The organism is Oceanobacillus longus, assembly GCF_042650085.1.
GTDB lineage: Bacteria > Bacillota > Bacilli > Bacillales > Amphibacillaceae > Oceanobacillus > Oceanobacillus longus.
Genome location: NZ_JBHSAO010000001.1, coordinates 57,458 through 81,519, shown reverse-complemented (window position 1 = coordinate 81,519; position 24,062 = coordinate 57,458). Strand labels below are relative to the sequence as shown.

Sequence of the window (24,062 nt, the reverse complement as noted above, 5' to 3'; positions counted from 1 at the left end):
AAATTCCCCCCTTATTTAAGTTTTCCTCTAAGAAGTTGTATCGTGCGTAAGCTTGTTTCCTTATCTTCCTCTGAAATTCCATCCATCAATTCTTGTTCAAAATTGCTAACAACCTGCAATGCTTCCTCATAAACTTTTATTCCTTTTTCCGTTAGTCTGATTCTTCGCTCCCGCTTATCTTTACTTGGAATTTTTTCAATAAGCTGTTGTTCTTCCAATCGTTTGGCCGTACGAGAAATAGTTGGCTTCTCCACAGCAAGATAACTGCTAATTTCTATAAGTGTAGATGTCTCATGCTGTTTCAAGTAATACACCATTAACCATTGTGAATGATATAAGCCTACCTCGGCTAAATGTTCGTTTAATTTTTTTGTGAACGACCGCGTGAACTGTAAGTGTTGATGAAAAAACGAATGTTTCAAAGGATTTCCCTCCAAAATTTAAAAATAGTTACCTAAGTAACTATATACCTTTTTTATGTAACTGTCTAGGTTTGAATTTTATATCCTCTCGAAGAATCTTTCTATTCACCAAATAGGTTGTGATTTTATCATATTAATTCGTCTACCCGCTTTTTAAAGCAAATAAAGAAGCCCTAGCAGTGACCCAAAAAGATAGTCTTTACTTCATCTTTTCGGGTGCCATACCTGCTAGGACTTCTTTATTTATAGTTATTTTAAACCCATTTTGTAGTAATTACCTTTTTACGTGTGTAGAATTGTAATCCGTCTTTTCCATTTGCGTGTAGGTCTCCATAGAAGGAATCCTTCCATCCGGAGAATGGGAAAAATGCCATTGGTGCTGGTACTCCGATATTAACCCCTAACATACCTGCATCAATTGTTTCGCGGAATTTACGAACACTTCCTCCATCTTTTGTGAAGATACATGCGCCATTCGCGAATCGTGATTGGTTGGTTAAATCAATACCTTCTTCAAGATTACTTACTCGAGAAATGGACAGTACTGGTGCAAAAATCTCCTCCTGCCAAATTTTCATTTCTGAAGTAACATTATCAAAGATGGTCGGTCCTACAAAATAACCTTCTTGCTGTGCAGCTTCGTCTCTACGACCATCACGGACAAGTTTTGCTCCTTCTTTTTCTCCTGTTTCAATATAGCCTAGCGTGCGCTCTTTGTGATTGTCTCGAATAACTGGACCAAGGAAGACTCCTTCATCTAGACCATTTCCAATTTGAATATTATTTGCTTTTTCTGTTAACAGTTCAATAAATTCATCCGCTATAGAATCTTCTACGGCTACAACAGAAGCTGCCATACAACGCTCACCTGCTGATCCAAATGCTGCATTCATTATTTGGTTTGCAGCATTTTCTAAATTCGCATCACCTAATACAATGGAGTGGTTTTTCGCGCCTGCAAGTGCTTGGACACGTTTCAGATTATTTGTACCACGCTTGTATACATAATCAGCGACTGGCTGAGAACCTACAAAGGAAATTGCTGCTGTTTGTTTATGATCCAATAAACCATTAACTACATCATGTGCACCATGAACAATGTTGAATACTCCTGCCGGAAGACCCGCCTCTTCAAATAACTCTGCCAAACGATTGGCAAGTAACGGCGTACGCTCCGATGGTTTCATAACAAATGTATTTCCTGTAGCAATTGCCATCGGGAACATCCAGCATGGTACCATCATCGGAAAGTTAAAAGGTGTAATTCCAGCAATAACTCCGATTGGGTAACGATATACTCCAGATTCCAATTCAGTAGCAATCGATGGTAGAGATTCACCCATCATTAAGGTCGGAGCACCTGCAGCAAATTCCACGTTTTCAATTCCTCGTTGAACTTCTCCATAGGCTTCGGCTAAATTTTTCCCATTTTCTATCGTTATCAATCTAGCTAGTTCCTCATGATGATTTACTAAAAGTTGTTGGTATTTAAATAGAATCCGAGCACGTTTCGGTACCGGTACTTCTTTCCATGTCTCGAATGCTTTTGCGGCAACCTGTACGGCATGATTCGTATCCTCCAACGTTGAAAGCGGAACGTGGGCAATTACTTCTCCTGTCGCCGGATTGATAACCTCCTGCGTATTGTCTGTATTTGCCTCGATCCATTTACCACCAACATAGTTTCTTAGTATTTCTACTTTTGTTTTTGTCATTTGAAAAACCTCCTATTATTTTATAATTCTTTAACTTTTAATAAATAAACTTGCTCTAAAATATTGTGTAAAGAATAACAGCTAGCGCCAGTATTACTGTTGGCAAAAATACACTTATCAATAAAATAGGCTTATAAGCTCTTTTATGAGATTCGCCACAAATTGCTCGGACAGTAGTTACAACATATCCGTTATGCGGTAACGAGTCTAATCCACCTGAAGCTAATGCAGAAATACGGTGCATGGAGCCTGGATCTCCTCCTTGACTCAGGTATATTGGAGCAAGAATTGGTAATGCAATTCCTAATCCGCCTGATGCAGAACCCGTTATACCACAAATAACTGTTACACCAACGGCTAAGCCTAATAGAGGTGGGCCAGGTAGATTAATTAAACCTGTAATCAACAAATCGAAGGCGGAAACCTGTGCAGCTACACTACCAAACCCTACCACTGCACATGTATTCGCTAATGCAACCAATGCATTCTGTGTACCTGTAGCCAATGAACCCCAAAATTCAGTAAGAAACTTAAACATTGATATACACGCGACAGCGATACCAACTGTTAAAGCAATTAATAATGCAGTTGTCGGATTCATGAATTGACCTAAAATGTTTAATATAACGATAACTAAAAAGAGTGGCATAATTGCAACAATTATATTGGGTAATTCTAATAACTTTGGATTGTGACCAACTAGTTCTTCTTCGGCTGCTAAACTAGCTACCATTTCTTCATCCTTTGCATTCGGCAATGAAAATACTTCTCCATTTACAGAAGCTTTTCTAACCATTAACCCTAGCCATAACCCACCCAATGTCATGATTAAAAGTGCACTCAGTACGCCAATCCAACCACCCGCAGTCGGAGATGTTCCAAAAAATTCAGTAGGTATAATATTCTGAATTTCTGGTGACCCTGGTGCAGTCATTGTAAATGAAATTGATCCAAACACTAATGCAGCAGGAATATAACGGTGTGGCAAATTAGCAGCTCGAAATAATGAAACAGCAATTGGATACACTGCAAACCCTACAACGAACAAACTTACTCCACCATAAGTCATTATTGCTGCAGCTGCAACTACAGCAAACACTGCACGTTTTGCACCGAATTTCATTTTAATCCATTGTGCAATAGTATCAGCTGACTTTGTCTCCTGCATAATTTTCCCAAATATTGCCCCAAGCAAGAACACTAGAAACCATGAAGCGAAATAACCTGTAAATCCAGTCATATAATCTTCCATTAATGCCGTTTCTAAACTTAGCCCACTAGTTAGGGCAATAACTACAGAACTAATTAAAGCTGCAATTATAATATTAATACCTTTCATTGTAAGGTAAACTAATAATACTAGAGAACCGACCAATCCAATCATACCCAGAATTCCCATCACTTTCCCCCCTATTGCATTATTACCTTTTCACAGGTTAACTGTTTTTTCTGGGCTGTAATTGTATTCAAAACAAACTTGATAAAGCTCCTCTATTTCTTGTTTTGTCGGTACTTTTGGATTATTATCTGGACTACCACTTGCTAACGCATCATCTGCCATTTTACTAGTTAGTTTTTTGAATTCTTCTTGATTGATTCCCCATCCTTTCAAATTTGGAATTTCCAATTCTAAACAAAGTTTTTTTACTTCATTTACGGTAAGTTCAGCAGCTTCTTCATTTGAGAGATGAATAGAATCTGTTGAAAATACTTTAGCCAAATTAGCTAAACGATCAACACAGGAATCTTTACTAAATTCAAGTATTGCTGGCAGGAGCATAGCATTGGATATCCCATGAGGAACATGAAATAACGCTCCAATTGGCCTGGACATACCATGGACCAGACAAACGGAAGCATTTGTAAACGCCATGCCAGCTTGCAAGGATCCTAATGACATTGCTTCTCTAGCATCAATATTATTTCCGTCATTATAAGTAACTTTTAAATTCCTAACAATTTTTTCAATTGCCGATAGCGCCAACATATCTGTCATTGGCTGTGCACGTTTTGAAAGATATGACTCTATCGCATGGCTTAGTGCGTCCACACCTGTAGCAGCTGTCACAGATTTAGGTGAAGAAACAGTCAATAATGGATCAACAATGGCAACATCAGGCATAAATGCTGGTTGCTTAATCATCATTTTTACATCATTCGTCGTATTTGTAATAATAGTAACATCTGTTGCTTCCGAACCAGTTCCAGCTGTAGTAGGTATCGATATATGAGGAATGGGAAGCTCAACTGCTAATTTTCTCCCACCCATATAATCACCAATATAACCTCCGTTAGTTGCTACGACGACAATTGCTTTTGCCGTATCAATACAGCTACCTCCACCAAGAGAAATGACAATATCACAATTCTCCTTTTTAAATAATTCAAGTGATTCTGCTACGTATACGTCCGTTGGTTCAGATTCAACACCTAAGTAGATAACGCTTTCAACTTTTTCATTCAAAAGTAAATCCCTACATTTGCTTACATATCCAAGGCTATCCATCGTATTATCACTTATAATCAGTGCCTTTTTACCCCTAATTCTTGTTTCCTTTCCCACTTTTTCAAACGAATTTCGACCATAATTAATCGTTTGCGGCGTACGAAAAACAGCACAGTTTTCCATATTTTCTTCCTCCTCTTCTTTCTCACTATTTATCCTGCAAAAAGTGTGCCAACTATTAAAAGCTAACTATGTAAGCGTTTCAAAAATAAAGTGTAGCACGTAGGCTACACTTTTGTTGTTTAATGTAGTAATGTAACTACATTAATTATCTAATTCGTATTTTTTCAACTTTTTGTACAACGTCGTCCGATGAACACCTAATTTATCGGCAGCTTTAGATTTGTTCCCCCCTGATTCCTCCAATACTTTAATGATAATTTCTTTTTCTTTATCATGCTCTTCCTGCCTTACTTGATTAATTGGCGATAAGTTGTTAGCATGCATATCCTTTATGTAATTAGGAAGATGATGCGAATCGATTGTATTACTTTCGGTTAAGATGACTAATTTTTCCAGGGTATTTGCTAGCTCTCGAATGTTTCCATACCATTCATACCCCATAAGTGCAGACAGTGCCTCTCCAGTAAATTCTTTTTCTTTAACCTCATATTTTTTACATGTTGCTGTTAAATAATGAGAGATTAATAGAGGAATATCCTTTTGTCGCTGTCTTAGTGGAGGAATTGTAAGTTCAATGACATTAATCCGATAATATAAATCTTCTCGAAAGGTTCCTGAATTTACCATGTCCGTCAGATTTCGATTCGTTGCAGTAACAACTCTTGCTTTTAACTGTATCTTTTGCACGCCGCCTACACGTTCAAATTTTCTTTCCTGCAACACCCGTAGCAATTTTGTTTGCATCAGTTGCGGCATTTCACCAATCTCATCCAGAAATATAGTTCCTGATTCAGCCAGTTCAAACTTTCCTGGCTTTCCTCCTTTTTTTGCACCTGTAAAAGCTCCCTCTTCATAACCAAATAACTCCGACTCGAATAGTTGTTCAGGAATTGCACTGCAATTTACACTTACAAATGGTCCTTGATTATAATGGCTTAAATCATGAATACCATTGGCAAACATTTCTTTCCCTGTACCACTTTCTCCTGTTATTAAGACCGGAGCATCTGTTTTTGCAACCTTTCTTGTAACTCTCTTGAGATTTACTATTTGTTCACTTGAACCAATAATTTGCTCAATTGACATATTTCTTACCGACCTATTCTGCAAAGGCTCTTCTTTTCTAGTAGCTGAATTTTGTACCGTTTTTTCCAGAAAACGATCATAAATTCGATATAATTCCGTTACCCCTTCAAAAATCAACATTCCTATCGCTCCAACCAACTTTCCATCTCTCCACAAAGGGATACGGTGAACTACCATGGGCTGACCTTGTATATACTGAATAGCACCACGCTCAGGCATTCCTGTCCTCACAGTATTATGAAGATTAGTATTGTCAATAACACTTTGGACAGGGCGACCAATCGCGTCTTTTTTATCCACTCCGGTAAATCGACTGTACGCTTCATTAAACTCAACTAGAACGCTATCCTTGTCAACCACCGCTACCCCTTCATAAGCACTATCTAGGATAACGTCCAATATTTCTGCTGTATGAAAGGTTTGAGTCAACTCTTCTATATAAGCTGAAAGGCCTTTTGATATTTCACCTCTAGTTAACATTCCAACTAATCGATGTTTATCATTAACTACGAGAAAATATTGATAAGGTAATTCGTATATATCTAAAATCGAATCACTAGGACGGACGATATAAAAATCCACTTTAGACATACATTGCAAAATTGTCTCGTCTTGTGCACCTTTAATATATGCCTCCAATAACATCTTACAGGTTAATATTCCGATGGGATTCTTGGAATCTCCTAAAATAGGGATGCAATCTACATTTATATTACTCATCGTCGCTGCAGTATCCTTAATCGTATCTCTTGAGTTGGCAGAATAGGGGTTAGTAATCATCCAGTTCTGAACACAAATATCCTTGCCTGTTCCAAGCTCCTCTATCTCTCCATGCAACATATTTTCGCCCCTTTTTGATTAACAGTTTGATTTATCTCTTATTATAACGATAATTTGTATTCAATTGAAGATTTAATCTATTTAAACTGATTTAGTTCTGATCTGCAACTTCCTTTTAAAAAAATTACATTACTTTAACACTTTAATACTTTATTATGATAAAATACTTAAAGATTTAGTTTATTCATCAGGGGGAGAGATTTGCTTTGAAAAACATCGCAATTATAGGAAGCAGTGGGGGAAATTTATTTAATTTGGGTGGAAAGCAACCGGAGAAGCTGTTACAGGAAATCATAACGCAAAGTGAGGAAACAGAATTACATATATCCACCATCCAGTTTATTGCTGCAGACACTTCCATGGATGCAGTAAAAAAGACAACACGTGCAACGATTTACGGTCGTGATCAAAATGGTCAAGTTGTACAGATGCTTACAAGTCCATTGGCAGAAGTAAATTTGAAAGCTAACGATTATGATAGTGAAATAGAAACGCTTATTCATGAAGGCAAAATTGATGGACTCATCGTAATGAGCGCTGACCCAGAGGGAGTCAATAAGAAAGCTATTGCTGCAGCAGTGGAAACCGGAATTCCTATTGTTGGTACAGGGGGAACTTCCATGGCGAGCATTAGTGCTAAAGGTGCCCATGTTATTGCTAAGTCCGGAACGACAGGAACTACCAATCGGACAAGAGCCATTTCATTTATTAGTTCACTCGCCAAATATTGGGATATAAAATATAAACCAATTATAGGGACCAGAAATCCTATAGATAACGGTGCTCAAACAAATCCATCCATATGGAAAAATATCAATATTCGTGGCATTATGATTTCTGCACTTCCTGGTTTTATCGCAATGGCACTGGTCCTTGCACTAAGTAAGATTCCTGCTTTTTCTGGCTTGCAGGATGTTTTTGATATTATGATTGCAGCGCTTCCTATCATTGTTGCGGTAATTGCAGCGAAACAGGTTTCCAATCTAGATGAAGTTTCTATCGTAGCCGGCGTCGTGGCCGGCGTTCTATCTGTAGATGGTGGGATTATCGGTGGGATAATTGGTGGGATTTTAGCAGGTATACTCGTGCAAATTTTATTTACGAAGTGTATTCAATGGAAATTTCCAATGACAACGGTCAATATCGTTGCTGGCGGACTTGCCGGATTAATTTCAGGCTTACTCGTATACTTCCTTTTCGCACCAATTGCCTTAATGATTGGAGATGGGATTAAAGAAGCAATTGAACTTGCTATTGCATTTAATCCGGTACTTGCTGGATTGGTAGGCGGTTTGCTCATTTGGCCCGCAATTTTAGGCGGTGTCTATCATGCAGCAATTCTACCAATAGTTTTACTGGAAATGGAAAGGACAGGCGCAAGCTTTTTAGGTGCGATAGATATGGTTGGATTAGTTCTTGTATCAGCAGGTATTAACCTGGCAAATATTATTGCACCAAGAGATAAAGGTGAAGCTGCTGCAGCTACTCCAGGATTTCTAATCAATATGGGATTCGGAACATTTGTGGAAGCTGCTTATCCATTTATGTTTTCCAATAAATTTGTATTTGCAGGTGCAATTTTCTCTGCTGGAATCGGTGGTGCTTTAGTTGGATTGTTCGATGTCCGGGGAACCGCATATGTACCAACATTCACCGCACCATTTCTAACAAATAATTCAATCGGTTTTGTAATAGCAATGGCTACTTCATTTATTCTTTCATTTGGCATCACATTAATTGCGAATAAGATGAAGAAGGCGAAGTAACCACTAAAAGATAAACAAAATTCGGATATCGAAGCATTTTATACACTGCTCGATATTCGCTTTTTTTGGTTTAAGTGCCGTTTGAGTGCCTGTCACTCCCTGAATTTTGATGAATTTTGTCGAATAAAAATATGCCTGCCCACCACCGCTAGATGCTATAACGATGGGGAACAAGCACGTTTATTATCTTCCCTTACTTTTGTTTTACGACTGAGGTGCAGAAGGTGTTGAAATACTGGAAAGTGCCTGTTCAGCTTCATTGGCGTATTGGTTTTGTACAGCTAGATCTCCCAATGCTACCATTCCAACGATTTGACCGTTTTCAATTACCGGCAACCTGCGAATTTGTTGTTGTGCCATTAACTGCGCAGCTTGGTGCACATCCATATCCGGGGTACCTTCTACCATTTGTTGTGCCGTCATCACTTGGGAAACAGGCGTTTGTGCATTTTGCCCTTGTGCCGTTGTACGCAAGGTGATATCACGGTCGGTTACCATTCCGACCATTTGTCCACTATTATTTATAACTGGTACAGCCCCAATATTATACTGACTCATAATCGCGGCAGCTTCTTGTACAGATTGTGTTTCATTAACTGTCATAACTTGAGATGTCATGATGTCTCTTAAGTATTGTGACATATTTATTACCTCCCTTTGTTTATTCCCCTATAGGTTGGCATATTTTTCTGATGTTATACATTAGGTGCCTGTCACTCCCCGGTTTTTGTTGAAGTATGTCGAATAAAGTTTTCATGCATAAAACGGTGAAACTAAAAACTCCACTACCGTTTATTTCAACGAAGTGGAGTTTTTAATTTAATTTATTAATTAGAAGAAATGCTACCGTGGGTTAAACGCAAGCACATTCCCTTTCTTCTTACTGAAAATATCGTTTAGCCAACTTAAAACGCAAACGCCGTGGGAGCCAAAGAGGTCGAGGATGTAATCTACCCCATCCGTACTTCCAAATATCCAGCTATCCAAAGCCTTGTCATCAAATTCCGGATGGGTTATCTGGTAATAAATACCGAGTCTGATCGATTCGTTCTTGATGTTATCACAAACGGCATTATAAATGTAATATTCATCGTAGTATTTATTTTTTACTACTCCGAGATTGAGTTTTTGTATTAAACTATAATTAATCTTATGATTATCCAACCCATACAACCGCTCAACTTCTCCCTCTATAAATGGTGTATCTGTCACCACATCGAAATCCTCCCCGTAAATTAATTCATTTGCATCAACAAAATACATTTCCTTTTTCTGTAAACTCAATTGAACCCCTCCTGAAGAAACACAATCCTATCTATTTTTTGGACGATCTTTGTCATGAAAATTGTCTATTTATTAGTATAGCAGAAATATTGTGTGTTTTAACGATAATTATTTTAATAGTTGAATCATTACTATTTTAAAAGCACAACAATAAGTAAAGGAAAAACACCTTTTAACATTATTCGCGATCATTAAAACGCTCTCTTCTAACTGCAATTTCTTCATTAACAAGGCTATACATTTTATCGACGCCTATTTCTGATGCCTCAAATTCGTATACACTCTCCTTGCTGATTCCGAGGCTATCCGCTTCCTTGACTGCATCGATATTTGCTCCAAGGAATATAAATTCCCAATGATACCTTTCTTGCTGACGTAGGATGAGATCTTGTACTTTTTCATAAGTGAATTCCCGACTCGCATTCTCCATTCCGTCGGTTGTAATGACAAAGATTACCTTGCCCGGCCGCTGATCTTCATTCGTTTCTGCTAATCGATGCCCCACATCCAAAATCGTCTTCCCCACCGCGTCCAATAATGCGGTAGTTCCTCTTACATAATATTCGTTGTCTGTTAGGTCTGCCATTTTTGCATCGATGCCATTCCATAATACCTCGTAATCATGATCAAAAAGTACGGTCGTCAGCAACGTGTCACCTAAAAGCTTGCATTGCTGTTTTATCAACGAATTAAATCCACCAATTGTATCTCTTTCAAGCCCAGCCATTGAGCCGCTGCGATCCAGTAAAAATATAATTTCTGTTCGTTCTTTGTTCATTTGAATCATCCTCCCAGTTTCGTATCTATGCTATAATCATAATGGATGTTTTCCATAAATTGGTCGCCTGCAAAGCGACATTTTTTGGGGGGATGGAAATGCTTAATTCGAAATTCTTCTTGGAGTTAGAAAATTACATACAACTGTATCAGGAAGAAATAACAATTCTTTACAGTAAAAGTGAGCACTATGAAGTTTTGGAAAGTGAGATGGATATTCAGGAAATTGAGCTATCGGATTATATCAAAAGCAACAGACAGCCCACACTGCAGCAAGTATTGTTTAGTTATATTGATAAGTCTGGACTCAGTGATCCTGAAGTTTATAAGAAAGCAGGAATCGACCGCAAACATTTTTCCAAAATACGAAACAATGCCAACTACCTTCCTAAGAAAAATAGTCTTATTGCACTTTCCTTTGCACTGGAGCTGAATAGGGACGATCTAGATCATCTACTCAGTGCTGCAGGCTACTCTCTATCTAATAGTGACACCAACGATTTGGTGGTACAGTTTTGTATGGAGAAAAAAATGTATAATCTGTTTGATGTTAATGAAGCATTGAACTATTTTGGTTTGGAACCGCTCCTGCAGTTTTAACACGTCAAATTTTGGTAATAGTAGTACTATATTCATATTTAACTATGACTGGAGGTATTCAAATGCCAGGTGGAAGTCATTCCGTTCAAGTGGATTGTCCAATCGAAACGGTTTGGACGTTCGTAAGGGATATTAATAACTGGGCACCATTAGTCCCAGGTTATATCGAGCATCAGATCATCAATGATAAGCAATCAACCTGGAAATTTGTCAGTGATATCGGGATTATTAAAAGAACGCTTCATATGGAAGTAGACATCATCAATTGGCAGGAACCAACCAAAGTTACCTTTAACTTAAAAGGAATTAATGAAAAATTTACCGGTTCGGGCTATTTTGAGGCGGAGAAAATCACAGAAGCACGTACAAAAATCACTGGATATCTCGATATAAAAGCGAGTGGTTTACGTGGTCGCGCCATAAACCCAGCACTAAAATCCGTTATTCCAAAAACAGCCACCGAATTAACGGCAGCTGTTTCAAACGATATTCAAAAAATTTGTTCCTAAGGGACGGAAGCAGGTTCGGGTCCACGCCGAACCTGTACCTTTATCCCTTCATCTTCTTCCTATAAACAAAAAATACAATCGCTGCGATAGCTCCGAGTAAGATAAACAGTGGTAAATTTCCTATGATAAAGACGAAAATTCCAGAGAATGCAGAGAGAAGAAAGTTAATACTTTTCAAAAATTGTTGTTTTGTTTTTTCCCACGTATTTAAATCTCCGTCATTCATTCCTGAAATCGTTACATTGTTTTCCTGAATAGAGATCGTAACTGTTGCCAAATCCGTTCTGTTTTCTAAATACTTCATTCGCCCGGTTATTTCATCAAGCTCGCCTTGAACTTTTGCCAAATCAGCTGAAATCGTTAATAGATCTTCTGTTTTTTCCGCTTGCTCCATAAACGATAACAGCCTTTCTTCCACGACACGTTTTGATTTCAAACGCGACTCCAAATCAATAAACTCTTCCGTTACGTCCTGACCTGAAATAGAACTTTCCAATACGTTGCTACTTCCTTCTTCCACGATCAGAATAAATTCACGAAACTGATCTTGGGGAATTCTTACAGTCACATGACCATACGTGGAACTATTTTCAGTATCCCCAGTCATATTCGATTCCACAATATAGCCGCCACGATCTGCAACCTGAGACTGAATACGATTTAATGTTTGTTGATAATCTTTGACTTCAATATAAAGATTGGCGTTATAAATTATTTTTCGATCTGACGGGATGATTTCTACTTCTTGAGATGCAGCTCCCTCCTCTTGGAAATCACTATCTTCTTGCACGACAGCTTGATCATTTCCCTCACTAATCGAATCATTAATCTCCCTCTCTACACTTTCCTCCGTATTAAAATTCGCTTGGTCACTGCTCGATTCACTACTTTCCGAATCATTGCTGCAAGCCGTCACCAGGATTCCTATACAAAGAACAATCAACAAAAGCAAACCTTTCTTCATTTCGACCCACCCTCTTCACTTCTATACTCGTTTACATTAAGTATAGACGGAATTTACAGAAAAGGGTTACAATTATTTTTAAAAAAAGAAACGGGGAACAGCGGATAAGGAACCTTAGTCTCTGTTAATCTTACCCAGTTTTTCCATCAAGTGCCTGACAAATGTATCATCTTTGACAAGCCAAGCTTCGTAGTTTCGCTTCAGAAAGTTTTCCGCTTCTTCAAAGGTGTAGAAAGTTTGATCTATTTCTGTTTGATTTTGCTCAATTACCCATCGATCATCGTCTTCAGGAAAAATTAGAAAAAAGGCTTCCGTGCGATTTTTATACATCGAACCAAATGATGCGTGTTTTAGATTATACCGGTTTCGTTTCGCATCTTCTCTTAATGCATCCAAGTGAAAGGTGTCTGTTACAAACAATTTATAAGCATCATTATTTAACGAGCAACCTGATGCTTTGGCATGCCCACCCCCAGAGAAACGGCCTGCAACCTCCGATACATCTACATGATCATGGATGGTCCGGAATCCCGCTCGCTTACCACCCATATTTAAAATGACAATATAATCTAGATGCGGATATTCTTTGCCAAGTTCATTTCCGAGCTCCGAGTGATACGATTCCGCATAAACAATGCCAGCATAATGTTCACCAATCTTTGTTTGCACGAGCTGACGTTTTTTCCGACGGATGTAGCGATCAATTTTATGATCTTCCATACCAAGGATTTTCTTTTCAAAATCATCAAAGTAGAAATGATCACTTTTCTGTAATCGTTCGAGCATAATATCTTCAAATTCCTCAATGGAAACCAGAAAAAAGAGCGCATTAAGCTGTCTTGCTGTTTGGTTTTCGTTTTTCTCCCATTCCCACGTATCATACTGTCTGACGTGATCTACAAATTCGGTTAGGGCTTCGGTTGCCTTCAGTAATTTCTTACCCACCAGATATTCATAAAATAAGGAGGTTGCTGAAGTTAATTTTCCTTCCTCATCTTCTACCACAACATGACCCCATTCATATTCATTAAAATGCAATGCGGTTTTATGATGATCCAGAAATTGAACTTTCCCTCCAGCTTGATAAAATTCTTCCAGATTTTTTTCATTTTCTTCATTTACAGATAAATCGGTAATAAATAAAAATGTATCCTGATTACCATTTTCCAGGAACCATTCGACTTCCCGATTTAAACTTGCAATAGAGTTGTATCGTACCCGTATATCTTTACCGAAAGCAAGTTTCGCTAAAATTCCACAGCCAACTCCATCTAAATCATTATGCGACAATAGTCTATACATTTTCTTCACCTCAAGTATATTATGCTTTTAAAAGTGAAAAATATAGAATGATTATCTGCATTCTTTTATCGCGCGACTTCTGGCCGCGATTGCTCAACTTTCCGCTCGGACCGCGCAACTTCTCGCCTCGTTGCGCGACTTTCCACTTGGACCGCGCAACTTCTGGCTTTGATCGCACGACTTTCCGCTCGGACCGCGCAACTTCTGGCTTTGATCGCACGACTTTCCGCTCGGACCGCGCAACTTCTGGCTTTGATCGCACGACTTTCCGCTTGGACCCCGCAATTCAGCCTAAGTAAACAACCCTCAATGATCCCGATTCACTAAATAATTCAGGAAATGCTTCAAAAAGTGAATAGGCTGTGGGAGTTCCTGCAAGACTTCTGAAGCAAGGCAATAATGCTCCCACATTGCTTTTTTGGCACCATCAATACCTAATATGGACACAAACGTAGCGCGGTTGTTAGCTATATCCTTCATAGGGGCTTTCCCGAGTAATTCAAGATTTCCTTCTACATCCAGCAAGTCATCCTTGATTTGGAATGCAATGCCGGCGTGGTAGGCGAAAGTTTTTAAAGCTTCTATTTCCCCTTTACCGGCGAGAATTGCAGGCATAATGAGTGATGCTTCAAATGCCATTCCCGTTTTATAAAAACACATCGTATTTAGTTGCTCCAGAGTCAATTTTTTGCCTTTGGAATCCAAGTCCATCGCTTGGCCCCTACACATATCTGCTGTCATTTGGGAAGAATATCGTATTAGATGAAGTACCGTTTTAGGATCGAACGACGTAAGAGAAGCTTGCTCTTCATATGCCTTTTGGGTCAGAAATAATCCGGTCAATTCTGCATTGGCAGTGTTATACACCTCATGCAAAGTAGGTCGTCCCCTGCGGATGGATGCATTATCCTGGGATGGCAGATCGTCAAATATTAAGGAGGCCGTGTGCATATATTCTAGTGATTTCAACAGTGGTACAATTGCAGCCTCATCCAATCCATACTCATGTACACCCATGAACCATGTCATTATTGGACGGAGCCGCTTTCCATCTCCTTCCAGACTATAGTTTGCAGCATCCAGAAGTGGCGCATTTATCGATGGCTCCTGATTGGTATTCGAAAGATGTAAGATGCTATTAATTTGAAGGCGTACGGTTTCGGCAGTCTCCAAAAATTCCTCTTGTTCCTTCCGATCCTTTTTCAACGTTGTAATGATATGGTCCCTGAGCAGTTTATCAAAGAAATCCACATCATCTGCTTTTTGAACCATTTGTTGAATCAAGCGATTGAATTTCGGATTAAAAGAAGCAAATAACTCCATCACTTCGTTGTAGGTGTTGGTTCCCCTTTTCTCCCTAAATCGTTTCAGACCGTTTATCGCACGATCCAACATCACCTCACATGCCTGTCTGTCCGAGTGATAGACATGATGAATCAAATGAGAAATGACTGTCCAGTATAATTCAAATGGGTTGATCAGATCTTTACGCTTCTCATGGTGGGTCAAATAATACGTATAGGGAGTAACCGCGCCCGCTTTTAAATCATCAAACATATCTGCAAAATCATCAGCAAGTTGGTTGTATATGCCATAATAAAACGTCCGGTCCAAAAATCCATCATCTTCCTCTGCACTGATTACCGAACGGACGATTAATCGTGACGATGCTGATTTCAAAATGATGGGGATATACAGCTCTTCATTCGAGTAAGCAGTATTAGTTAGATCCTTGACACGGTCAATTTCCTGAGACTGAAAAAATACATACGATTGCTCAAAGAATGATTGTCGTGTTTCCGGTCGCTGATGCGTCTTAATATAGGTAAAAGCATCACTTAATTCCCCGTGAATAAAGTGGATTAACTCACCATTTTTCCCAGTCCACACAACCAGTTCCGGCACATTTCCAGTTACAAGGGCGGTACGAATCAAATCGGAATAGCTTGCCTTCTCTTCATCAGACAGGACGTTCGAATCGAGAAGATCGTCGATAAGCGGGTAGGTCAGTCCATAGGAATAGCCGAGCCTTATTGCAACATCCAGTTTTTCAGAACGGTCTTCCGGTAGCAGATCATTACTCATCTCTTCAAGTTCATGCATAAGTACACCGGCAATGATTTTAATTAGCTTCCGCTGGGCTTCATCTACATCCATCCCGCTTGGAATATTGGCAGATACAGTTTTTATTTTATCCATCACCCAGATGATTGTAGACTCTATGCCTTCCTTTTGGGCCAAACGGTACAACGCTGCCATGCTAAAGGTTTCGGTAGTGTCACCTTTATCTGATTGAGTGAGATGTCTTTTAAAATCTGCCACGACTTGCCGGATCCTTTCTTGCGTATCCGGAGCGTCCAAGGCTTTCCCCAAATCGCGCATGAAAATATAGGAAATGCTGCGGTCGAGGTAATTATCCAATTTTCCGCTTGAATCCAGCCATTGGATATAACGTTGATACTCTGAAACATCCCTTTTTCCTTTTCTACGTGACAAAAAGGAAAATAAGGAATAGGTATGAATATGATTTTGTTTCCAAGATTGTATATCTTTAGTCAGGTTAACGACATAGTCTTTTTCGTTCAGCTGCACAGAAAGTAATTTAAAATAATCAGCCGCCTTCTGTTCGGCCAGATGATAACCTCCATCTGCATTTATGTTTAACTTCTCTTTCATTATACATTCCCTCTACTCATGTCTCTTATATTTGTAAGCAATCAAATTCAATCCATATCTCTATAAATATAATCCAAAAATAACATCATTATAACTAGAAAGCTAATTTGGATTCTTAAGATTGTAAGTACGGAATAAAAATCACTTCTCAACCTTCAATCATATCTACTAAAAAATAAAAGAACGCTAATCCTTAATACAGGAAGGCGCCCTTTATCTTCAATCGTTGATCGACGTTTTAAATACATAGCTTACTTTGTCATAATCCATCCGATCTTCATAAAAATGATGTGCATCTGTACGTTGTAATCCTGATGATAATGCGACACTTTCATACTTCTTTTCTCTTGCCCATTTGTGAACAAATGTAAGTAGCTTTTCACCATATCCTTTGGAACGTAGCTGATGATCTGTTACTAAGTCACATACCCAAACAAATCTTCCATAATAAAGAGTTATCATCGGTTTAAATCCAGTAACTGCAACCATCTTTTTATTATCATATAAAGCAAACATTTTGTAGCTATCATTTTTCTGTGCATCGATTACTAGTTCAAGATATGTATCTTCGTCCAGATGTGTCCGCAACTGTCTTATTATCGGAAAGGCTTCCCGTATTTCACTTTGTGATTGAAGTTCTTTCACTTTTAACGTCTTCATAATATATTCTCCCCGTAATCGTAATAAAGGTTCTATTTAAGAATAACACTTTTATCATAAAGAAAGGTGCTCTTCCTATTTACAGGAAAGCACCTTCTAGTAAAATCAATCAGATTACCTCATAATTTCTATGTCCTACAATTGTTTTATTTCCTTTAAACTCTAAGTCTGTCTGGTTTTCAGTCACCATTACCATCACTGAATTTTCATAGATTTTTTCAACAATACCTATGATTCCAGACTTGAAATAAATTTGATCGCCAATCTCTGCATTCTTCTCGGAACTCAATATATTTCCCACCTTTACAAAATGCTTGTCTTCTGTTTAGAAACTGAACTACTACTACTTATTTTACCCTATGAAAGTAAAGAAAGTTTAAATAGTATATGTTATTTTCATTAAAAATTGTTACAAAGTTTTTAATATAACAACCTTAAATGATTATTCTGTAAATTTAGTTTACAACAAATCTACTGATCATGTAAATCTATTTCTATAAAAAAAGCTGATGATTTAAATCACCAACTCTTTTCTGTAATTACTTATTAGTCTTCGTATTCTTCAGCAGGCATTGCATCTGCTTTTGTTTCATGAATAGTTCCAAATGGATGCTCAGGTGGGGCATAGATTGTGTAAAGTTTCAGAGGAACATCCCCCGTATTTGTTAAATTATGCCATTTACCGGCGGGGACCATAATCGAAAAGTCATCATATACATTTTCTTGAAAATCCAGTTGATCCTCTCTGTCCCCCATTTGAACCAATCCTTGCCCTTGTTCAACACGTAAAAATTGATCGACCGTTGGATGGATTTCTAAACCGATGTCTTCACCCACTCCGATACTCATTACAGTAACCTGCAAATTGTTTCCCGTCCATAAGGCAGTGCGAAATGTATTGTTTTGAGTCGTTGCTTCTTCAATATTCACCAGAAAGGATTGGGAACCATAATCTCTTAATACCATGCTGTCATCCCCAAGCGAACTAAATCGTTTAGCATGCTCTACTTCATCCGTACAAGCACGCAAAAATACCTCTCTAACAGGTGAATTCTGCGTAAGTATATAACTATTTCGATATTCTTCATAATTCTCTATTTCTGCTTCATAAGCCTTTTGTAATCCTTCTCGATAATCAGTAAATGTAACCTTGTCGATTTCGTAAACGGGCTGGCTTCCAGTTAGCGATGTATACAGATCGGTAAATTGTTGCAAATGGACTTTTTCATCTTCCAGCGCATGAAGAATATCACGCTTATGGTTTAGATCTGGCGCATCCTCTGCTAACCGACTGTAAAAATCAACGTTTGATGCTTTCCCCTTCATTCCGGAAAGTATGGCATCATTTACAGTTTGACTGTGTACTTCGTGGTTTCTTGACCTAACATCTGAATTATATGATGGTGCGTTTACGTAATACGGATATGGATACATATTAGAAGAATCGTACATGGTAATCATTCCCTTCACACATTTATAAAATTATACTATGCATGATGTTTAGGGAATGTACATCGAAGTTCTCCAGATAGTCGATTTCCTCCTAGCCCAAGAAAATAAAATAGGAAACGACAAAGTAACCGACAACAGTGATGATCGAAGGAATACTGTATGTCCACAGTGATTTAGATGGTTTTCTCATCAGTCCCCAAATGAGTACTGCAGATAAAATCGAAACTCCGATACCAGTAATTATATTCGAACCCGATACATCTGCTAATATGGATCCTCCTTGATACACAGCATCTGATACAGCTAAAATTACCATATTGAACATATTACTTCCTAGAATGGATCCAACAGCCATATTCGGGTTTTTAAGACGGAAGGCGGTAAACACAGACACGGCTTCGGGCAATGATGTCGTTGCTGCAATAAGAAAACTTCCGACAAAACTCGATCCCAGCCCAGTTATAACAGCAATTTGATCACCTGTGATGGACAGCACGCTCCCTACCGCCATGATGACAACAGCAGCAATAATGAAACCAATAATAGCGCTTCTTAATGATACTTCTTTTTCTCTCACCGGCTTCGAATGCTTATCCGTTTCCTCTTCTTTCGGAGGAGAGGGCATCCGACTGATGATTACCATTCCGACGATGTAGATAATCAATATCAACAACGCATCAACACCAATTCCAATAATGGTGTAATCAATTTTTAAAACAAGTGCTAAAGTTACCATCAGCATTAAAAATAGCCCAAGGACAGCTGAATACATATGATTTCGGTTTACGAGATGAAACAAATGCTTTCTTCTAAAATACAAGTCAAATCCAGCTAAAATCAATAAATTGAACAAATTTGAACCAAGCATATTACCAATCGCAATATCGACGTTATCTATAAGTACCGCTGAGAAACTTGTTGTAATTTCAGGAAGTGACGTAGCTCCGGCTAATAGAAAAGTCCCGACAAGCATCCCGCCCATAGCGGTCTTTTCGCTAATCACATCAGCAAACTGCGATAACTTCATTGCAGTAAAAACTGTTACAATTGCAGCTAAAATAAAAAAGATAAATATCAATATTTCCCACTCCTTCTTTAAAAGCATACCAGAGGAGCATCACTTGTCCAAACAGACATACTCCAAGGATACCATGGAACACACACCTATTTTTATTACCACTTCTTTTTCCGAATCAAACTTAGTATGTTGCCCAAGCGGAAGATTATGTGACTGAACCGTGAACAAAATGGGGAAATACGATTCATTTGGATATCCTTGGAGCCCATGGTAAAATTAAAGTCTCATTAAAACGGAAAAGATAGGTGACAATATGAAGTTGTTGTATAAAAGAAATCCGTGGCTAAGTAGACTACAAGCTTCTGACCCTGGTCAGATACGTCTTTTTAAAGCTGGTAAAGCCACCATCAGTTTAATATTGTCTCTCTTTACTACGATATTCATTGTAAGTACAAGCGGAAATGATCCTCTCTTTCCAGGTATTGTCTCGGCAATGGTGGGGATGATGGGTATCATGAACGTTTTGGACGATTCGAAGAAAAAAAAGAAAGTAACCACTTTGTTCATCGGTGTTTCTGCTATGCTCGGAATAACGCTCGGTTCTATCCTAGCAGGGAATGCCTATTTTATTGATGTGGTTATGATTACTCTTATTTTTGGAAGCTTTTATCTTACTCGCTTTGGTGTACGTTATTTTTCTCTTTGCATGATTGGATTTATGACTGTATATATTTCTTCCATTTTAAACCTATCAAGCAACCAGATTCCTTGGTTTTACATGTCCATTGCAATCGGCGTAGCATATGCATACGTTATGAACTTCATTCTTTTTCAAGGTACTGCGAAAAGTTTAAAAAGAAGCATTCATTCGTTTCACATTCAGAGTAATCTTACGTTTGATCTATTAATAGAAGGAATGAAGAAAAAGGAACTAAGCCCGAAGCAAGAAAAACAGCTGCAGAAGCATGTTCTCAAGCTTAGAGAGTATGCAATCATTGTTTCTGGATACATCAACGCAGCAGATGTTAAGGAATTATGGCCCGGTTTAACGGTTGCTCAATTACGGCTTTATGTGTTTGATACGGGTATGCTTATCGAAACGTTGACTAATTCGATTAAAAGCTTAAAAGAAGCCGATGCACTGGAGATTGATGAACTAAGGCGCATCTTAATATGGTCAACTGAGTCGCTTCGTGATACAGAAGTACTCGCATCCAACTATGAAAAACAAAACTTAGCAGAAGCCGAACTCTCTGTACAAGCACTAAGATTGCTTATCGCAGATCTGTTTGATCGGAAACAGCAACCTGAGAGATGGCTATTTTTAATCCGTCGTATCGAGTCTATTTCGAATCATGTGATAAAAGGAGCAATTACTATCCAGCAATCGCTCCATAGCGAAAGCGACACAGAGGAGGAAGCAATAGAGGAAGACAAAGATCCTGTAAAAGATGATCAGAAGGGTTTGAAACCATCAACCAAAAAAGCCTACCAAGCTCTTGTAGCAGGTACAATAGCAATTATCGTCGGTCAAATCATCTCACCTACCCAGCCATATTGGGTACTCCTTACAACGTTTATCGTCTTACTAGGAACGCAATCCATTGGCCGGATTTACACAAAGGGATATCAACGATCTGTTGGAACAATTATTGGAGCGGTGCTTGGTTTTACGATGGCTAAGCTTCTTTCTGGCCAATCCACCTTTGAAGTTATTATGATATTTATCGTCCTATTTTTAGCATTTTATTTGCTTAGTGTTTCCTACACATTAATGAATGTCTTTATTACGATGTTAATTGCATTTATGTACGACATCTTAATGGGTGGCATTACATTATCCCTGATTGGAGCACGCGTCATTGATACGATTGCTGGTGCTGCCATCGCACTTGGTGTATCAACCTTTATTTTCCCAAAGAAAACTAGAGATAAAATTTCTGAATCAATTAATGACTATTTAAACGAACTAAAACCTTATATCACAACCTATGTAAAGGGATTTAAGGAAGATGTAAATGTGAAAGAACTATCCGAAAGCGCCTTTCAACTGGATCAGAAGCTTCAGCTCATCAAGGATGAAGCTGTTTCCATCACACAACGCTCTGAGTCACCCGCTCAATCAGATACCATTCGATGGATAACAGTAATTGCAGCAATCAATTACTATGCAAGACAATTAGTTGCTTCGAGTTATCGCAAAGGATTTGATTACCCGGAAGAATTGGTGGATGTCTTTACAACAATGGTAGAAAAACTGGATCACAATATCGAAGCAGTAACAAATCTACTTGAAGGTAAAAACGAAGGCGATGTAAAAGTGTACCGTCTCACCATTGAACGGGAACAAATCGAACGACACTCACCGCAAAGACATCAATCCAAACGAGACCTAATTCATCATCTGTATTATGTATGGCGGATTAATCAGTCGATCGTTGAATTAGGATTGGAAGCAGGAGCAAAAGAAGCATAGCATTTTTTGGAAGAGACTGGGACAAAAGTGTTTTAACCAAAGTAAAATCCGAACATAGTTGGTGCATATATACCGCTACGGAAATACACTACGCTTTTCGCGGGCGCTGCTGAGCCTACTCCGAGCTATCGCTCTATGTAGTCTCACCTAGGCTTTTCATCCCGCAGGAGTCTCCGTGTATTTCCTTCGCTATTATGGCGAAATGTTCGGCTTTGAGTTAAACACTTTAGTTATGTCCCAGGCTCTTTTTTTTATTATTCTAAGGCAAGGATTAAATTGACGTAGCCTCCTAATTCAGTTGAAGCAGATAATAGTCAACTGCACGGGTTATGAGTTACCTTTTACTTGGGTTCCTGCCTTGTTTGGGCACTCATCGGCTTTATGAGTTACCTTTTACTAGGTATTTCACCTTGTTCGGGTACTCATCAGCTCTATGAGTTACCTTCTCAGGGCTTTTCAGCTTTGTCTGGCATTCATTAGCTGATCCATGTCCAATGTGCAAAGGTTTCTACCATTGTATAACCATAGAGAAAAGACAGGATTATCATTAAACCTGTCTTTTCTCTATAATTATTCTTCTTCGTCTTCGTCTTGTTCTTTTGCCTTCTGAAATAACACCTCTGGAATCATTTCAAAGCCTTCAATCATCGTATTTTCTTCCAATTCGATCATTAAACAAAGCTTTCCATTAATATGAACTTGCCGCATATACCGTAAATCTTGTGGACTGACGGTAATATTTGCTACTTTTGTTTTGATCTTAATCGACTTGGATTCGTATTTTGGTAAGATGCTCGTTGCTTTCAACTCAAATTTTTCATCATCAATTACCTTTTTAAAAGCAGATTCTACCTTTTCAGGATCGACATTTTCTATTCCGCTGCTTTTTAATACTTGTTCTACATCTCTATAATCTAATTTCGGTACATCTTCTTCTTCATTTTCTACGACGACACGATGGATTTCTTCATAGACGTTTGAAAGGGTTGATGTATTGATCTGGTCTCCAGCCACGTCTTTCACTATTTCCTCAAATACAATTTTATCGTCTTCAGCAGTCATTGCATCTTCTGCATTTAAAACCTTTTCAACAAAATGATAATCTAGTTCATACGGTTTCTCGGCAGCATAAAGCACATGATTCACATCTGCTACATGATCCGTAAAGCACGGGAATAAAAACCCTCCTATTGGGGTCTTTAGATTAATAACTGGATCGACAACAAAATTATATTTAAATTCCTTCTCTACATAATCAAATAACAATTCCTTTTTCGGATCTTGCGTTTTGTTTATACTACCCAGAATGAAAGAATGGGAATAAACCTTATCTCGTACACTTTCTTCTGTCTCTCCACCGCTTCTTTTTGTCGGTTTCAAATATTCACCTTTGATAAAGGTAACAACAATATCCATTTCGTATTGCTTATCCTTCAGCATTTTTTCAACCATTTGCAACATATGGCCTTTCCATTCTTCCGTATCGTTCGTTAAAATCCCTTGATGAAGAATAAGCTGGCTACTATTCTCTACATCACGCTGAAATTTAAGTTCAAATAATTTTTGATCTAATTGCCCTGTCAGGACTTTCTTAAAGTTCATCATAAATAATTCTTGCTGTTCCTGTTCAAGCAACTCAAATGGCGTGCTTTGGTGATGATAAATATCGCTTGATTCTTTCATAATATACACGGTAAAAATATCTTTGATTTTCATCAAATCGTTATCTACTTTAAATTGTTTCTTGATATCGGCGATGTCTTTTTTATTCAAAATGATTTCTCTCCCAGTTCTCTATCTTCAGCCATCATGAAAGACTAGCTGTAATACATTATTCCATTTTATCATAGAAAGTGGGATTTCATCCTATCCTTTTTTTAATTAGA

At 38.3% G+C, this 24,062-nt stretch carries 20 protein-coding genes; 4 read left to right on the top strand and 16 right to left on the bottom strand.

All coding sequences use genetic code 11. The features are described from left to right. Window positions 1–11: 11 nt before the first annotated feature. From ACFOUV_RS00365 to ACFOUV_RS00345, 5 genes are all read right to left on the bottom strand, one after another. A complete protein-coding gene (locus ACFOUV_RS00365) occupies window positions 12–422 on the bottom strand; it encodes a MarR family winged helix-turn-helix transcriptional regulator (protein WP_379494781.1) in 411 nt (136 codons plus the stop codon). A 254-nt stretch (window positions 423–676) separates the two neighbouring features. Further along, entirely contained in the window at window positions 677–2,137 is a 1,461-nt protein-coding gene (locus tag ACFOUV_RS00360) for a CoA-acylating methylmalonate-semialdehyde dehydrogenase (protein WP_379494780.1), read from the bottom strand. Between the two features lie 55 nt (window positions 2,138–2,192). Then, on the bottom strand, window positions 2,193–3,536 hold the full coding sequence (locus ACFOUV_RS00355; RefSeq protein WP_379494779.1) for a GntP family permease: 1,344 nt from the start codon (window positions 3,534–3,536) through the stop codon (window positions 2,193–2,195). 30 nt (window positions 3,537–3,566) lie between these two features. After that, entirely contained in the window at window positions 3,567–4,766 is a 1,200-nt protein-coding gene (locus tag ACFOUV_RS00350; protein WP_379494778.1) for an iron-containing alcohol dehydrogenase, read from the bottom strand. A gap of 141 nt (window positions 4,767–4,907) precedes the next feature. After that, window positions 4,908–6,692: a sigma 54-interacting transcriptional regulator gene (locus ACFOUV_RS00345; RefSeq protein WP_379494777.1), complete on the bottom strand. Its 1,785-nt coding sequence runs from the start codon at window positions 6,690–6,692 to the stop codon at window positions 4,908–4,910. Between the two features lie 206 nt (window positions 6,693–6,898). Between ACFOUV_RS00345 and ACFOUV_RS00340 the strand changes: the two genes are divergently transcribed. Next, window positions 6,899–8,458, top strand: a complete 1,560-nt coding sequence (locus ACFOUV_RS00340) for a PTS sugar transporter (RefSeq protein WP_379494776.1) — start codon at window positions 6,899–6,901, stop codon at window positions 8,456–8,458. Between the two features lie 204 nt (window positions 8,459–8,662). Here the strand turns inward: ACFOUV_RS00340 and ACFOUV_RS00335 are convergent, their stop codons facing one another. The 3 genes from ACFOUV_RS00335 to ACFOUV_RS00325 all read right to left on the bottom strand — a co-directional run bounded on the left by ACFOUV_RS00335 (window position 8,663) and on the right by ACFOUV_RS00325 (window position 10,520). After that, window positions 8,663–9,100, bottom strand: coding sequence for a CBS domain-containing protein (locus tag ACFOUV_RS00335; protein WP_379494775.1), 438 nt, complete (start codon window positions 9,098–9,100; stop codon window positions 8,663–8,665). 201 nt (window positions 9,101–9,301) lie between these two features. Next, window positions 9,302–9,742 carry a hypothetical protein gene (locus ACFOUV_RS00330; protein WP_379494774.1) on the bottom strand — a complete coding sequence of 147 codons (441 nt, stop codon included), beginning with the start codon at window positions 9,740–9,742 and terminating at the stop codon, window positions 9,302–9,304. A gap of 178 nt (window positions 9,743–9,920) precedes the next feature. Beyond that, on the bottom strand, window positions 9,921–10,520 hold the full coding sequence (locus tag ACFOUV_RS00325; RefSeq protein ID WP_379494773.1) for a vWA domain-containing protein: 600 nt from the start codon (window positions 10,518–10,520) through the stop codon (window positions 9,921–9,923). A 98-nt stretch (window positions 10,521–10,618) separates the two neighbouring features. On the opposite strand from ACFOUV_RS00325, the gene ACFOUV_RS00320 reads away from it, so the two are divergent. Together ACFOUV_RS00320 and ACFOUV_RS00315 are read left to right on the top strand one after the other, a co-directional pair. Continuing rightward, the gene (locus ACFOUV_RS00320; RefSeq protein WP_379494772.1) at window positions 10,619–11,119 is read left to right on the top strand and encodes a hypothetical protein; all 501 of its coding nucleotides are present in this window, start codon (window positions 10,619–10,621) and stop codon (window positions 11,117–11,119) included. Between the two features lie 62 nt (window positions 11,120–11,181). After that, on the top strand, window positions 11,182–11,628 hold the full coding sequence (locus ACFOUV_RS00315; RefSeq protein ID WP_379494771.1) for a CoxG family protein: 447 nt from the start codon (window positions 11,182–11,184) through the stop codon (window positions 11,626–11,628). A 40-nt stretch (window positions 11,629–11,668) separates the two neighbouring features. On the opposite strand, the gene ACFOUV_RS00310 is transcribed toward ACFOUV_RS00315, so the two are convergent. The 7 genes from ACFOUV_RS00310 to ACFOUV_RS00280 all read right to left on the bottom strand — a co-directional run bounded on the left by ACFOUV_RS00310 (window position 11,669) and on the right by ACFOUV_RS00280 (window position 19,760). Continuing rightward, entirely contained in the window at window positions 11,669–12,592 is a 924-nt protein-coding gene (locus ACFOUV_RS00310; protein WP_379494770.1) for a DUF4349 domain-containing protein, read from the bottom strand. A gap of 114 nt (window positions 12,593–12,706) precedes the next feature. Next, window positions 12,707–13,894, bottom strand: coding sequence for a DHH family phosphoesterase (locus tag ACFOUV_RS00305; protein ID WP_379494769.1), 1,188 nt, complete (start codon window positions 13,892–13,894; stop codon window positions 12,707–12,709). A gap of 306 nt (window positions 13,895–14,200) precedes the next feature. Continuing rightward, window positions 14,201–16,570, bottom strand: a complete 2,370-nt coding sequence (locus ACFOUV_RS00300) for a polyprenyl synthetase family protein (RefSeq protein ID WP_379494768.1) — start codon at window positions 16,568–16,570, stop codon at window positions 14,201–14,203. 219 nt (window positions 16,571–16,789) lie between these two features. Next, the gene (locus tag ACFOUV_RS00295; RefSeq protein ID WP_379494767.1) at window positions 16,790–17,230 is read right to left on the bottom strand and encodes a GNAT family N-acetyltransferase; all 441 of its coding nucleotides are present in this window, start codon (window positions 17,228–17,230) and stop codon (window positions 16,790–16,792) included. A gap of 109 nt (window positions 17,231–17,339) precedes the next feature. Next, complete coding sequence (locus ACFOUV_RS00290; protein WP_379494766.1) at window positions 17,340–17,519, bottom strand: DUF2187 family protein; 180 nt, start codon at window positions 17,517–17,519, stop codon at window positions 17,340–17,342. A 257-nt stretch (window positions 17,520–17,776) separates the two neighbouring features. Continuing rightward, window positions 17,777–18,682, bottom strand: a complete 906-nt coding sequence (locus ACFOUV_RS00285; RefSeq protein WP_379494765.1) for a cupin domain-containing protein — start codon at window positions 18,680–18,682, stop codon at window positions 17,777–17,779. 91 nt (window positions 18,683–18,773) lie between these two features. Then, window positions 18,774–19,760, bottom strand: a complete 987-nt coding sequence (locus ACFOUV_RS00280) for a sodium:calcium antiporter (RefSeq protein ID WP_379494764.1) — start codon at window positions 19,758–19,760, stop codon at window positions 18,774–18,776. Between the two features lie 253 nt (window positions 19,761–20,013). On the opposite strand from ACFOUV_RS00280, the gene ACFOUV_RS00275 reads away from it, so the two are divergent. Continuing rightward, window positions 20,014–22,176, top strand: a complete 2,163-nt coding sequence (locus ACFOUV_RS00275; protein ID WP_379494763.1) for an FUSC family protein — start codon at window positions 20,014–20,016, stop codon at window positions 22,174–22,176. A gap of 570 nt (window positions 22,177–22,746) precedes the next feature. Here ACFOUV_RS00275 and ACFOUV_RS00270 read toward each other — a convergent pair. After that, window positions 22,747–23,949 (bottom strand): DUF4317 domain-containing protein, encoded by a 1,203-nt coding sequence (locus ACFOUV_RS00270; RefSeq protein WP_379494762.1) that lies wholly within the window; start codon window positions 23,947–23,949, stop codon window positions 22,747–22,749. Between the last annotated feature and the right edge of the window lie 113 nt (window positions 23,950–24,062).